Raw genomic sequence first — 13,400 nt, forward strand, 5'->3', positions numbered from 1 at the left:
TTTAAGATATGGTTTTTAGATAACCATTATCGTTTAAAAAGAGATACATCTCGCCTAAAATTTGCTTTTTTTGAGTCTCATTTACTAGTTTTGATTTCTCGATTCGTTCGTTTAGAGTGTCTTGAATTTCGTATATATCGTAGTCAAGATCTTCCATGATATCAAGGATCGATTGGCTTTCAAGCAGGTGAGCCACTTTATAGCCGTTTTCGTCTATATCTATCGTCGCTTCGGTAGGATGAGTGAAGAGATTGTGCTTCATTCCAAGCACTTCCTGATATGCTCCTACCATGAAAAATCCCAAGAAATACTCCTCTTTTTCCACGTCGATATCGTGTAAAAACAGCGGATTAAATTCATCGTCAAAGCCTATCTCGCCGTCGCTATCACAAGTGATATCCCAAAGCGAAGCCGAGCGGGTAGGGCGAATATCAAGCCTATCAAGCGGCATGACGGGGAAATTTTGCTTAAGCCCCCAAAAATCAGGCAGTGACTGAAAGAGCGAGAAATTTATGAGGTATCTTTCTTGAACTTCTTCTTGAAGTTTTAAAAGCTCGGGATTGTTTTGTTTAGCTCCAAGCATTTTAACCGCTTTTTTAATGATAAGATGAGTTAAAATTTCAGCGTTTGAGCGATCTACCAGATCAACATATCCCAAGTCAAAGAGCGTAAGAATGCTCTCCATGTGATCCATACTATCGTGCAGATACTCCATCGCATTTGACGGTTTTATAGTGTTTAGTAGATCAACCAGCTCGGTTATGAGCTGAGGATTTTTCTTTTTAAGCGCTAGTTTTTCCTCGGTATAGTCTTGACTAAAGAGCTCAAGCACGGGCGCAACAAGCACTGCGTGAGAGGCAGCTACGAAGCGACCGCTTTCTATAAAGATATCAGGCTCAAGCTCCTTTTTTTGATTGGCTATGGTTTTAAGCAGATAAACGACGTCGTTTGCGTATTCGCTTAGGGTATAGTTGCGGCTTGAGTTTTCCTTAAACTGTGAGTATTCTATCGCTAGACCGCCGCCTAAATTTATAGCTTTAAGGTTTTTTGCTCCCATTTTTCGTAGTTCTGCGTATATATTACCCGCTTCTATTAGTGCTTTTTTAAGCGGATGGATTTCGGTTATCTGAGAGCCGATATGAAAGTGAATCATATTAAAGCAATCAAGCAAATTCGCCTCTTTTAGCAAATTTACGGCTTCAATCAGCTCGGTTGCAGTTAGTCCGAATTTAGAATTTATGCCGCCGCTCTTTGCCCAAATTCCCGAACCTGAGCTATGAAGCCTGATACGAAGTCCGATGTTTGGCTTTGGCGCAAAGCGCTCTTTTGCCGTGGCTATGATAGCTTCAAGCTCGTTTAACCCCTCTATCGTAAGAGTGATATTATGACCCATTTCAGCAGCGATAAAGCCGATATTTATCATCTCTTTATCTTTAAAGCCGTTTACCGTTATCGGAGCGTTTTCGTTATTGTAAGCCATTACAAGTAAAAGTTCCGCTTTAGAGCCCGCTTCAAGCCCGTATCCATAGCTTTTGCCGTGCTTAACCAGGTTTTTTACAAAGCCAGGGTATTGATTTACTTTAAGCGGATAGACGGCATTAAAGTCGCCTTTGTAGTCAAATTCTTTAATCGCCGATTTGAAATTTGAATAAATTTGCTGAATTTGTTTTTTGATTAGATGCGGGAAGCGAAGCAGCAAGGGTCCTCTATAGCCTTCGCTTCTAATATCTTTTACGATATCTATGATAGCGGGCTTTGAGCCGTTATTTATGCATACCTTGCCGTTTTCGATGATAAAATTTGAATCACCCCATAAATTTAAACCGTAGTTATTCACCTAGCACTCCTTCAAGCTCATTTAAATTTATTGTCTTTTCAGCTTTATTTTTTAGATTTTTATACCAAATTTTACCCTCTTTAAGCTCGTTTTCGCCCATGCAAAGAAAAATTTCGGCATTTAGGTTATCAGCGTTTTTAAGATGTTTTTGTAAATTTTTAGCTTCATAAGATATGTTTGTCTTGTGTTTTTTTCTTAAATTTATACCGGCTTGATGGATGATATCAAGACCTTCTTTATCAAGCGCACAGATATAAATTCCTTCTCTGTCGCTGCTATTTTCTCTTGAGCTTAAAATTTCCATTATGCGCTCAACTCCCATGGCAAAGCCGACTCCGTAGCTTGATTTGCCGCCAAGATACTCAACCAGCTTATCGTATCTGCCGCCGCCTGCAACCGCGCTTTGGCTTCCTATCTCGTTGCTGATAAACTCAAAAGCCGTCTTGCAGTAGTAGTCAAGCCCCCGCACAAGCCTTGGATCTACTTCGAATTTAACTCCGTTTGTAGTTAAAATTTCTTGTAGCTTTTTAAAGTCCTCTTTGCATTCATCGTTTAAATTTTCTATGATTAAAGGCGCGTTTTTGTAGATTGTTTGGCATTTTTGCTCTTTGCAATCAAGCACGCGTATAGGATTTGTAAGTTTGCGTCTTTTACAATCCTCGCAAATTTCAGCTTCATGCTCGTCTAAAAATTTAACCAGCTTTTGGCGGTAAGTAGGCATACACTCGCTATCTCCTAGCGAATTTATCTTAAGAGCAGTTTTTATGTTTAGTCTGGCAAAAATTTCATCTATCATCAAAATAATGCTTGCATCTTCATAGACGCTTGGCTCGTTAAAGCACTCACATCCAAACTGATGAAACTCCCTTAAGCGTCCCTTTTGCGGGCGCTCGTAACGAAACATTGAGCCGTGATAAAAGTATCTTCTCGCACCTCCCGCCTTATCAAATTTCGCTTCGATAAAAGCCCGCACGACTCCGGCAGTTCCTTCTGGTCGCAAACAGACGTCATTTTCGCCTTTATCGATAAACTGATACATCTCTTTTCCTACGATATCGCTACTTTCTCCGACACTTCTTCTAAAAAGCGCGGTTTGCTCAAGGTGCGGCGTTAATACAAATTCATACCCGTAGTTTTTAGCTACCTCTTCGCAAATTTTGATAACGTATTCGTAAGTTTGCCCGCTTGGCGGCAGGTGATCTTTCATACCCCTTAATGCGCTAATCATCTATAAATTCCTTTATCAAATTTGTTATTTTGCCCATTTCGTCGCTTGCATTTATGGCTAGAAATTTTATATCAAGTGAGTTTAAAACGCGCTTCATGCACTCTTGAACCTTTAGCAGATATTCCGCTCCGCGACTTTCTATGTGATCAAGCCCGCGAGAAAAAACTCGAGAATTTAAAAGCTCTAAATCCGCTTCAAAAAACACTATCTTATCGGGCAGATTTCCTTGCAGAGCGAATTTGTTAAACTCAAGAAGCTTTTTCATATAGCTTTCATCACACGCCTTGACGGCTCGGTTTTCATTTGCCATCGCATAAGCCATTCCTGAGATAAATCCTCTGTCGCTTAGAATTATCTTATCCTTATTCTTGCTTATAACCTTATCAAAATGCTCGGCACGATCAGCTAAAAACAGCAAAATTTCAGCCTCTTTGCTAAGTGAGTTTTTGCCAAGCAGAATTTCTCTTAGTTTTTTGCCAAGCTCTGTTCCGCCCGGTTCATAAGTGATAACGGCGTTTTCATAAAATTTCGCCACTTTTTTTATCTGAGTACTTTTACCTACTCCATCAACCCCTTCAAACAGGATATACATCTAATTTTTTTCCTTTAAAATTTCTAAAATTTCATTTGGCACCAGCTTGCTTACATTGCCGTTATGTCTTAAAACCGAACGCACTATAGAGCTTGATATAAAGGCATTTTTAAGGCTTGGCATGAGATAAACCGTCTCAAATTCATCCCAAAGAGTAGCGTTTGCGTAGCCGATTTGAAGTTCGTATTCAAAGTCGCTAACCGCACGAAGCCCGCGTATAACGATGTTTATATCATAGCTTTTTGCAAAATCCACAAGCAAGTTATCAAAGCTAATCACACTTACGTTTTTTAAATTTGCCGTTGCGATTTTAGCCATCTCAACGCGCTTTTTGATACTAAAATAAGGCTGTTTGCTCTCGCTTTTAGCAACGCCCACGATCACCTTATCAAAAATTTTCGTAGCGCGCTTGATAACGTCTATATGTCCGTTTGTGATAGGATCAAAAGTTCCCGGATATATGCAAGATTTTTTCACTCTTTACCCCATCTTTTATAAATTTGATTTTCTATGCCAAGTGCGTCAAGCCACTTGCCGATGATGAAATTTTCCATATCTTCTACGTTTTTGATATCTGCGTAATATCCCAAAACAGGAGGAGCAATGATAACGCCTATACTTGATAGCCTTGCCATCTGCTCAAGCACGATGGTAGAAAAAGGCATTTCGCGAACCCCAAGTATTAGCTTTCTTCGCTCTTTAAGCGCAACCGCTGCGGCACGAGTTATAAGCGTATCGGCAAAGCCTGCATGAATTTTTGCTAACGTGTTGATGGAGCAGGGCGCTATGATGGAAGCTCTTATGCCAAAAGAGCCTGAAGCAAGCGAGGCTGAGATATCGCTATCATCATAAATTTTAGCCGTATTTTTAAGATTTTTGTAAATCTGAAAAATTTCACTAGATTTATTATTATCTTCAAGTGAAATTTCTTCTTCTTTGCTTAGCACAAGCTTTGCGTTATGACTTATGATGACGTGACACTCGCTTGTTTTAGCTATCTCGTTAGCAAGCTTAACGCCTAAATTTACCCCGCTTGCACCGCTGATAGCCACTAGAATTTTGCTCATCTGATTAGCACCTGTTTTTTTGAAATTATTGTAGCATAAAATACCTTTTTATCCCTTCCTCTAACCTTTATCACATCGCCTAAATTTCCATCTTCCAAGGCTTTTACTTCTATGCTTACATTTAGTGAGCCGTCGTTAAAAACGGCTTGAATGCTGTCTCCTTTTTTGATCATCGAAAGCATTTGAAACTGCCTTTTTGCAAGGATTTCGCCTGCTTTTATGTTTTGTTTTGATATCATTTTTGAAACGGGAATTTCGGTAAAATAATCCTTTGAAAAATCGCCAAAATCAATTTCGTCAAACCTATAATCAAGCACGCTTAAAATATGTCTGGCTGAAATTTGTTTGCTAGATCTTAAGATCGGCATTTTAGCTTTAAATTCGTATCTGAAAAATATGCTTTTAACGCTACTATCAGGCAGGATAAAAGTAGCTCTAAAGCTTCCTTTTTGGCTATTTAGAGAGTTTATGAAAAGTTTTTCAAATTTATATGTAGAAAAATCTTTCGGAAGTTCGCTTTGCGCAGAAATAGTTGGAATTTGGCTAAATTTAATGCGTGGATATTCTTTTGTAACGGCTACTAAAAAATCTCTTTGAAGCTTTAAAATTTCATCGCAATGTTTTACGAAGATTATCTCTCCACCGCTTTTGTCGGTGAAATTTATGAGATGAAATTTTAAAATTTCAGCCATTTTGTTTGAATTTATCTTGGCGGCTTTTTGCTGGTTTAGATTTAAAATTTCTTCATTTTTGCCGTTAAATCCTAATGTCTTAAGAGTTATGGCATCATCATTTATACAATACATAGGATTTATAGTGATGGAGTTTGCAAATAAAAAAATCGGAAAAAATAGAGTAAAAAAAATGGAGCGGGAAACGAGATTCGAACTCGCGACCCCAACCTTGGCAAGGTTGTGCTCTACCCCTGAGCTATTCCCGCGGATAAGAAGTCGCAATTTTAGCAAAATCATATCCGTTTGTCAAGAAAATTTATAGACCAAAACTTCATCGTTTTGTCTAAATTCGCTTTGATCAAAATTTGAAAGACAGATCGCATTACTTTTTACAAGCGGCATGATCATGCCCGAGCCGTATTTATTATCATCCGTTACGTAAAATTTATCCTCTTCAAGCCTTCCTAGAACTACGTTTTCACGGCCTGATTTTACTTTAAGATCTTGCATTATGTAAGCTTTAGTTGCTTCAAGCGGTCTTTTTAGCAAAAACGGAACTATCAGCAAAAACGCACTTAAAAATGCCGACATCGGGTTTCCAGGCATTATAAAAACTATCTTGCTATCTTTTACATAAGCCTTGCTTGGACGAGCGGGACGAGCATCTATATAGCCAAACAGCTCGGTAAATCCAAGTGAAAGCAGGGCGGTTTTCATGAAGTCAGCTTCTCCTTTACTAGCTCCTCCGGAGCAGATAAGCACGTCCATATCGGCAGAATTTATAGCGTTTATAGTATCGTTTAAGTCATCTTTTATGATTCCTAAGTAGCTAGATTTAAAGCCGAATTTGGACAAAAGAGCTTGCATGCCGATTGCGTTTGCGTTATAAATTTGATCTTCGCTTGCGCTTTGCCAAGGCTCTACTATCTCGTCTCCGCTTGAAAAAATTCCTATTTTTGGCTCGCAAAATACCTTTACAAACGAAATTCCTTGCGCGGCTAGCATCATCACGTGAGTAGCACTTAATCTTGTGCCCTTGCCAAACAGCACATCACCTGATTTTATCTCCTCGCCTTTGTGTCTAAACGCGCTAAACTGCTTTGTTCGCTCATCCACTATTAGCTTGCCGCTCTCTATGATCGCATCCTCAAAACGAACCACCGTATCGGCACCCTTTGGCATCTTAGCGCCCGTCATTATCTTTACGCATTCGCCGCTTTTTATGCTTATTTCTCTACCGTCTCCAGCAAATACCGTATCCGTAATGCTAATAGGAGCTTTTCTATCGGCAAAATTTATCGCATAACCGTCAAGTGCGGAGTTGTCAAACGAGGGCAGATTTTTAACGGCAACAATGTCTTCTGCTATTATTTTATCAACCGCATTATCTATACTTGTAAATTCGCTCGAGTTTTTTAAATTTATGTTTTCAAATATCTTTTTTAGAGCTTCTTGTATTAGCATCTATTCCTCCAGTCTTCTTATCTTAGCGCCCAAATTTGCAAGTTTAACTTCTAAATTTTCATAGCCTCTATCAAGGTGATAAATTCTATGCACTCTGCTAGTGCCATCGGCAACAAGTGCGGCTAAGATAAGAGCCGAGCTTGCTCTAAGATCAGTCGCCATGACGTCTGCGGCGTTTAGTTTAATTCCGCCATAAACGCTTGCGATATGCCCGTTTAGCCTGATATCCGCACCCATTCTGGTTAGCTCGCTAACGTGCATGAAGCGGTTTTCAAAGAGCCTTTCATCTATAGTGCTAACTCCCTCGGCCATGAGCGCTAAAGCCATAAACTGCGCTTGCATGTCGGTAGGAAAGCCCGGATATTCGGTAGTAACTATCTCGGTAGGCAGAATTTTATCCGCAGGAAGTATGGTTATGGCGTCATCTTGAACCTCTATGCTAAAGCCCATTTGCTTAAATTTAGTTAAGACGGCTTTTAAGTGGTTTGCATTTGCTTTTTTTATCGTGATTTTTGAGTTGGTTATGGCTCCTGCACATAGATAGGTGCCTGCCTCTATGCGATCGGGAATAACTTCTATGGATTTTACATTTATTAATTTTTGACCTGTGCCTTTTATGCTTAACTCATCGGTTCCGATACCTTCTATCTGCACTCCGGCACTTGCTAAAACCTCGCACAGTTGCACTACTTCAGGTTCTTTTGCCACGTTTGTAAGCTTTGTTACTCCGTGAGCGAGGGCTGCCGCCATGATGATGTTTTCACTGCCCGTTACGGTTATCTTATCAAACACTATCTCAGCTGCTTTTAGCCCATCAGGAGCACTTGCTACTACATATCCTTGCTTTATATCTATCTTGGCACCCATCTTTTCAAGTGCGCTTAAATGTAGATCTATTGGACGCTGACCTATAGCGCAACCTCCCGGCAAGCTTACTTCGCAGTGCCCAAAGCGCGCAAGAAGCGGTCCAAGAGTAAGGATTGAGGCGCGCATTTTGCGAACGATATCGTAGTTGGCTTTGGTGGAATTTATCTCGTTTGTATTGATTTTAATCGTATTATGATCTGTAAATTTGCATTTTGAGCCTAAATTTTCAAGCAGTTTAGCTAGCGTCTTGATATCTGCTACGTTTGGAACGTTTGATATAGTAACTTCATCTTTCATTATGAGCGTTGCGGCTATTAATGGTAAAGCGGCGTTTTTTGCTCCGCTTATGGTAACCTCTCCGCTTAGTTTGGCATTGCCTTCAATCTCTAAATAGTGCATAATAAATCCTTATATAAAAAAGATATTGTAATGAAATTTAGCTTATAAAAAGAAATTTTAGCCTAAATTTCGGCTCATATTTACTCATTTGCGTATATAATTGAGTTTATTAAATTTTAGGGATAGAGAGTGAAATTTAAAAAACATATAACTTTTTTAACATTTAGCGTTTTTTTACTGACGGGGTGTTCTATTGTATCGCCCGAGATAAAACCAAAAGAGAGGTTTGATTTTGACTTTGTTATGCAAGGAGGCGCAAATGAAGCATTAAGTAAGATTGCGATGCAATCTAGGCTAAAAAAATCAAACGAGATATCAAGCCTGATGAATAAATATCTAAACAAAAGAGACGGCAGGGACTGCTCGGGTTTTGTCTCTTTAATCAATAAAAAAAGCGAAAATATTTATTTTAAAGAGCGAAATTTGGATAAATTTTATACCAAAAGAGGGCTTAAATCAGAAGCGATATTTAATCTTTATCAAAGCCAAAATTTAATTATCCAAAACGAACCCAAAGTAGGGGATCTTATATTTTTTAACAACACCACCGATAAGACAAAAAACTACAAAAAAACTAAAGTGATAACTCACATCGGAATCGTGGATAAAATTTATGAAGACGGAACTATTAGATTTACTCATCATAGCGGCAAAAAAAGCAAGCATGGCTTTATGAATTTCAGTGAAAAAAACAAACATAAAAGCAAAGATAAAGTTCTAAATTCTTACATCGTAAATTGTAAAAAGAAAAATAGCTCTTGCCTTGCTTCAAATAGATTTGCAGGCTTTGGTAGCGTGAAATTTTAGCTAATTTTAGGGAGAAATTTTATATCATAGCGCTTTTTAAGGAGCCTAATTGAACGTAACCGCACCTATTATAGCGCTAAATTGCCTGATATATTTTTTGGTTAATTATGCAAATTTTAGTAACGATCTCGTGCTTGGATTAAATTTATATTTTATCGATGCTCTTTTGATCTGGCAACCTTTAACTTCGATGTTTATGCACGCAAATTTAACTCACCTGCTTATGAATATGGCGGTTCTTTTTCAGTTTGGTTCTATGCTGGAGTATAAATTCGGAGCTTTAAAATTTAGCGCCGTTTATCTGCTCGGAGGCGTTTCGACTTCGCTTTTAAGCTTTGTTTATATCTATTTTGCCTATAAATTTAACGGCTCTTTTATAAATTTAGTAGGAGCAAGTGGGGCTATAAGCGTGCTGCTTGGTATAGTTGCGTTTCTTGATAGAAGTAGCGCTAAAGGGCTTTTGATGGCTATCTTGCTTATGAGTTTTGTGCCTTTGATGATGGGAGTAAATATAGCTTGGTATGCTCACATAATCGGCTTTGGCGTTGGGTATTTGATAATGAAAGCGAGAGTTTTATGAGGTTTTTTAAAGAGCTTGGCGAAATTTTAAGATGTGGCGACAAGGATAAGAAATTTGCTGCATTTAAAAATTTTTACGACGGCTACAAGGCTGGACATTACGATATAGTAGATGATGGCGAAATTTTACCTCTCAAAGAGCCTAGTTACGCTAAATTTTGTGATGTAGTAGAGATGAAAAATTTAGATAAAAAATCCCAAAAACAAAACAAAGAAGCCACTTTTCTTCACTCAATCGCCCACATAGAATATAGCGCCATAGATATCGCACTTGATGCCGCTTATCGCTTCAGGGGGCTTCCTAAGCGGTATTATGACGACTGGCTTGAGGTGGCTGAAGACGAGATAAGACACTTCAAGATGATAGAAAAATATATGCAAAATTTTGGAGTAAAATACGGCGATATGCAGGTGCATAACGGACTTTTTGTAGCGCTTAAGATGACTGAAAATTCTCTTCTTGAGCGCATGGCTGTGCTTCCAAGATATATGGAGGCAAACGGGCTTGACGCAAACGCTTTTATGCTTAAAAAACTTGAAAATGACGATACGAAAGCCGGTTTAAAAGAGATTTTGCAGGTTATTTTGGACGAGGAAATTTCACACGTAAGCAAGGGCGATAGGTGGTTTAAATTCGAATGCGAACGCAAGGGAGTTGATCCAAGCGAATATATTGCTATTGTTCAAAGAATTTATCCAAATTCTTTTTTGCAAACTAGAGAGCTAAACGAAGAGGCAAGGCTAAAATCAGGCTTTAGCGCAAGCGAGCTTGAGCGTATCAAGCAAATAGCCAAAAGTAGGGCGAATATATAGGAAATTCAGATGAAAAAGATTTACTTCATAAGACATGCAAAGGCTACGCAAAAAGAGTGCGAAAACGACTTTGAGCGTGATTTGAACGAGCGAGGCAAAAAAGATCTTGCGCTGATGTGCGATAGGCTTAAAAAACACAAGGTGAGGGCGGAAGCTATATTTTCAAGCCCTGCTAAACGCTGCGTAAAAACTGCCAACAAAATGGCAGATGCGGTAAAATTTAAAGAAAAAATAAAATTTGTAGATATCTTTTACGAAGCAAGCGTTGTGGATATGCTGAAATTTATAAAGGGCATTGAGGATAGTTTTAGTGGCGTATTTATAGTTTCGCACAATGACACAATAACTGAAATTTGTGAGCTTTTAAGCGATGCTGTGATAGGCAATATACCTACTTGCGGGATATTTTGCATAGAGTTTGAATGCCAATTTTCTGAAATTTCAGAGCATAGCGGCAAAGCGTTATTTTTTGACTACCCAAAGAAACATAAAAACAAAGACTGAACTCTTTCAAGTATATTATTTCTCATTATTTTTTCTAAAAATATTTGCATAAATATCCAAAATTAAAAAAATATGGAGTGGAGTAATTGTAATTTTTATCTGATATTTTTATTAAAAACACAAAGAAACCGATACATAAAAATATATACTAAATAACTTGCAAAACTATACGTTTTATTTAATGGATAAATTTAAATTACTCAAAATGTAAATTGGCTTTAATATCGTATTTGTCGATGCTAAAGGATAGTGCTTGTATGATATTTCAAAGCTATAAATAAAAAATTGAAAATTATAGTTTTCAATATAAAATAGTAAAAATAGTTTGTATTTAACCTTATTTAATTTGGCTATAAGGCGGCTCTGACAAAAAACGGCAAATAATCAAATAAACTAGAAACAAAAAACATCAAAGAGGCAAAGTATGGAGTTTGTTTGCAGCATGACATAAATTTTTAAGCCCTATATTAAATTACTCTAAATATAGCAATAATTTTAATCCACAAAGCCCATTTTTAAACAAAAGCCTTGCAGATTAGTTTTCATCAAAGTCCAAATTTCTACATAAAACTAGGCGCATCATTTGAAAATAGTATTAGATCCCCTGCTCTTGTATTTTGAGCAAGTATCTCTTGCATTTTAGCCTTGTCTTTGATAATGATTATCTTTGGTTTTGTTAGGTATTTTAGTAAGGAAGCCGCATTTAAAGAGCTTGATATCATCACTACATCAAAAATTTCATTCAGGATCTTGCTTAGTTTTTCATTATCTTCCGCGGTACTCTCTACTATTCCGGGTGTTATAAGCACTTTTCTGCCCTCATAGCTTGCGACAAGTTCATAAGATGCACTCATACCGTTAAAATTTCCATTAAAGCTATCATCTATGATGATTTTACCGCCGGCATCAATGCGCTGCAGTCTATGCTCGACGTTTTTAAGCTTGGATATTAGGTTTTGTGCTTTGTCCGCTTTAAGCCCTAGATAAAGAGCGGTTTTTATGCAGGCTGCTAAATTTGCACAGTTAAATTTACCAAGTAGCGGCGAGCTGAATTTAAAACCTTCAAGGTTAAATTTTACGCCTTCTAAATTTGCTTCTATCTCGTTTAAATTCTTATCAAAAATTTCTATTTTTTCGCTCTCTTTTGCCAGTGTTGAGCTATGCACAAAGGCTTTTTTGAGTCGCTTTGATCCAAGCGCTTCAAGCTTGGTTGTGCGGATATTTTCAAGTGTTTTAAAGTACTCTATATGCTGAGCCCCTATTTCGCCTACGATTACGATTTGAGGACGTAAAAACGCGGTAATTTCAGCTATATCGCCCTTCAGTCTTGCCCCTGCTTCGGCGATATAAATTTGCGTGTCGCTAGAAAGATTTGAATTCACGTCTTGAATCAAGCCTGCTAGAGTATTTACGCTGCGAGGAGTTTTGTGGCACTTAAAATCATCTTTTAAAATTTCAAACAAGAAATTTTTAATACTTGTCTTGCCAAAACTTGCCGTTATCAGAACGATTTTAAGCTCTTTCATGTTTTCAAGCTTTTTTAAAGCCGCTTTTTCATACATCTTAAAATTCATCTTCTCAAGCATAAAGCTAAGTATAAATGAAATTGCAAGCGGAAGTATAACGCCTAAATTTTGACACTTAACCGAGATGTAACAAAATATATTTTCAAGCACCAAGGCGATTATAAGTATGATGAAAAATCGCTTAACTCTTGGGGTAAAAACTAGCTTCTTGTCAAGCCTTTTATTCCAAAGATATAGGCTTGGCACCATCGCAAAGTAAAAATATATCCAAAAAAACTTGCCCGTCGTATAGTAAAGCACAACAGGAACTATCGCAAAAAATACGTGCCAAGCAGGCTTTGTGAAGTGAAACAGCACACGCTCGAATTTGTACGAAAACCACTGCAAGCAGGTGATAAGATAAAATCCAATCGCAAGAGTAAATAAAGAGTGAGTAATAATCAATCCGCCGCTTGTTAAAATTTGAGTTAAATTTTCGCTCATTTTAGCTCCTCTTTCTCATTTAAATTTAGCTCAGAGTCGATAACTCCGCTGATATATCTTGCATGAAGCAAAAAGAAAAAGTGATCGCCCTTAAGCGGATGAAAATCGCTGTTTGATATGAGACCATGTATCCTCTCGCCGCTTTTTAACGGAGTTGCACTATCGTCTTCTCCCCAAAATATAAGCGCCCTACCCTTGTATTCTTTAAATTTATTCGTAAAATCTTCATTAACTACGTTTTTAAGTGTTTCATACATCTGCTTGCTCATGCCTTTTACGTCTTTTGTGGCAAAAAATTTATATAAAAAGCCAAATCCAAGAGCTTTTAAAATTTTAAAAATGGTGATTTTAAACCTCACAAAAAACGGCTTTTTAGTAACTATGCCTGCACTGCTTAAAAGAGCTAAATTTGCAGGCTTAAGCAAGGTTGCAACCTTTCCGCCAAACGAGTGTCCGACGATAAGAGTTGGAGTGATATTTATCTCTTTCAAAAACAGTCTCATAATCTCGGCATAATCTTTCGTATAAAGATCTTCGTGCATGTTTGACGCGCCAAAGCC

General features: G+C 37.8%; 13 protein-coding genes, 1 tRNA gene and 1 pseudogene. 4 read left to right on the top strand and 11 right to left on the bottom strand.

Annotated elements, in window-relative coordinates; translation table 11 throughout:
- Position 1: 1 nt before the first annotated feature.
- From speA to murA, 9 genes are all read right to left on the bottom strand, one after another.
- Positions 2 to 1,837 carry a biosynthetic arginine decarboxylase gene (speA, locus tag CDOM16188_RS09215; RefSeq protein WP_169940835.1) on the bottom strand — a complete coding sequence of 612 codons (1,836 nt, stop codon included), beginning with the start codon at positions 1,835 to 1,837 and terminating at the stop codon, positions 2 to 4.
- Positions 1,830 to 3,065 carry a histidine--tRNA ligase gene (gene hisS / locus CDOM16188_RS09220; protein ID WP_172201595.1) on the bottom strand — a complete coding sequence of 412 codons (1,236 nt, stop codon included), beginning with the start codon at positions 3,063 to 3,065 and terminating at the stop codon, positions 1,830 to 1,832. Before hisS ends, speA begins: the two co-directional genes overlap by 8 nt.
- On the bottom strand, positions 3,058 to 3,657 hold the full coding sequence (tmk, locus tag CDOM16188_RS09225) for a dTMP kinase (RefSeq protein ID WP_172201597.1): 600 nt from the start codon (positions 3,655 to 3,657) through the stop codon (positions 3,058 to 3,060). Before tmk ends, hisS begins: the two co-directional genes overlap by 8 nt.
- Positions 3,658 to 4,134 (bottom strand): pantetheine-phosphate adenylyltransferase, encoded by a 477-nt coding sequence (gene coaD, locus CDOM16188_RS09230; RefSeq protein WP_172201599.1) that lies wholly within the window; start codon positions 4,132 to 4,134, stop codon positions 3,658 to 3,660.
- Entirely contained in the window at positions 4,131 to 4,724 is a 594-nt protein-coding gene (locus CDOM16188_RS09235; RefSeq protein ID WP_172201601.1) for a UbiX family flavin prenyltransferase, read from the bottom strand. Before CDOM16188_RS09235 ends, coaD begins: the two co-directional genes overlap by 4 nt.
- Positions 4,721 to 5,530, bottom strand: a complete 810-nt coding sequence (gene flgA, locus CDOM16188_RS09240) for a flagellar basal body P-ring formation chaperone FlgA (protein ID WP_172201603.1) — start codon at positions 5,528 to 5,530, stop codon at positions 4,721 to 4,723. The genes CDOM16188_RS09235 and flgA overlap by 4 nt, the downstream gene beginning before the upstream one ends.
- Before the next feature lie 59 nt (positions 5,531 to 5,589).
- A tRNA-Gly gene (locus tag CDOM16188_RS09245) sits at positions 5,590 to 5,664 on the bottom strand.
- A gap of 40 nt (positions 5,665 to 5,704) precedes the next feature.
- A complete protein-coding gene (locus CDOM16188_RS09250) occupies positions 5,705 to 6,862 on the bottom strand; it encodes a molybdopterin molybdotransferase MoeA (RefSeq protein WP_172201605.1) in 1,158 nt (385 codons plus the stop codon).
- On the bottom strand, positions 6,863 to 8,128 hold the full coding sequence (gene murA, locus CDOM16188_RS09255; protein WP_172201607.1) for a UDP-N-acetylglucosamine 1-carboxyvinyltransferase: 1,266 nt from the start codon (positions 8,126 to 8,128) through the stop codon (positions 6,863 to 6,865).
- A 129-nt stretch (positions 8,129 to 8,257) separates the two neighbouring features.
- Between murA and CDOM16188_RS09260 the strand changes: the two genes are divergently transcribed.
- From CDOM16188_RS09260 to CDOM16188_RS09275, 4 genes are read left to right on the top strand one after another with little or no spacing between them, the layout of a single operon-like run.
- Entirely contained in the window at positions 8,258 to 8,935 is a 678-nt protein-coding gene (locus CDOM16188_RS09260; RefSeq protein ID WP_367649349.1) for an NlpC/P60 family protein, read from the top strand.
- A 49-nt stretch (positions 8,936 to 8,984) separates the two neighbouring features.
- Complete coding sequence (locus CDOM16188_RS09265) at positions 8,985 to 9,515, top strand: rhomboid family intramembrane serine protease (protein ID WP_172201618.1); 531 nt, start codon at positions 8,985 to 8,987, stop codon at positions 9,513 to 9,515.
- Positions 9,512 to 10,327 (top strand): ferritin-like domain-containing protein, encoded by an 816-nt coding sequence (locus CDOM16188_RS09270; RefSeq protein WP_172201620.1) that lies wholly within the window; start codon positions 9,512 to 9,514, stop codon positions 10,325 to 10,327. The genes CDOM16188_RS09265 and CDOM16188_RS09270 overlap by 4 nt, the downstream gene beginning before the upstream one ends.
- A gap of 9 nt (positions 10,328 to 10,336) precedes the next feature.
- Entirely contained in the window at positions 10,337 to 10,831 is a 495-nt protein-coding gene (locus CDOM16188_RS09275; RefSeq protein ID WP_172201622.1) for a histidine phosphatase family protein, read from the top strand.
- A 560-nt stretch (positions 10,832 to 11,391) separates the two neighbouring features.
- Here the strand turns inward: CDOM16188_RS09275 and CDOM16188_RS09280 are convergent.
- Positions 11,392 to 12,840, bottom strand: coding sequence for a UDP-N-acetylmuramoyl-tripeptide--D-alanyl-D-alanine ligase (locus tag CDOM16188_RS09280; protein WP_172201624.1), 1,449 nt, complete (start codon positions 12,838 to 12,840; stop codon positions 11,392 to 11,394).
- Positions 12,837 to 13,400 (bottom strand): annotated as a pseudogene (locus tag CDOM16188_RS09285) (alpha/beta hydrolase); the annotation flags it as partial. The gene CDOM16188_RS09280 and the pseudogene CDOM16188_RS09285, both read right to left, overlap by 4 nt.

Origin of the sequence: Campylobacter sp. RM16188, from assembly GCF_012978795.1 — a bacterium.
GTDB classification, from domain to species: Bacteria; Campylobacterota; Campylobacteria; order Campylobacterales; family Campylobacteraceae; genus Campylobacter_A; species Campylobacter_A canis.

Bases quoted from the DNA above. Each gene is read 5' to 3' on its own strand.
- hisS (WP_172201595.1), bottom strand. From the start codon at position 3,065: ATGATTAGCGCATTAAGGGGTATGAAAGATCACCTGCCGCCAAGCGGG.
- tmk (WP_172201597.1), bottom strand. From the start codon at position 3,657: ATGTATATCCTGTTTGAAGGGGTTGATGGAGTAGGTAAAAGTACTCAG.
- CDOM16188_RS09235 (WP_172201601.1), bottom strand. From the start codon at position 4,724: ATGAGCAAAATTCTAGTGGCTATCAGCGGTGCAAGCGGGGTAAATTTA.
- flgA (WP_172201603.1), bottom strand. From the start codon at position 5,530: ATGTATTGTATAAATGATGATGCCATAACTCTTAAGACATTAGGATTT.
- CDOM16188_RS09250 (WP_172201605.1), bottom strand. From the start codon at position 6,862: ATGCTAATACAAGAAGCTCTAAAAAAGATATTTGAAAACATAAATTTA.
- murA (WP_172201607.1), bottom strand. From the start codon at position 8,128: ATGCACTATTTAGAGATTGAAGGCAATGCCAAACTAAGCGGAGAGGTT.
- CDOM16188_RS09270 (WP_172201620.1), top strand. From the start codon at position 9,512: ATGAGGTTTTTTAAAGAGCTTGGCGAAATTTTAAGATGTGGCGACAAG.
- CDOM16188_RS09275 (WP_172201622.1), top strand. From the start codon at position 10,337: ATGAAAAAGATTTACTTCATAAGACATGCAAAGGCTACGCAAAAAGAG.
- CDOM16188_RS09280 (WP_172201624.1), bottom strand. From the start codon at position 12,840: ATGAGCGAAAATTTAACTCAAATTTTAACAAGCGGCGGATTGATTATT.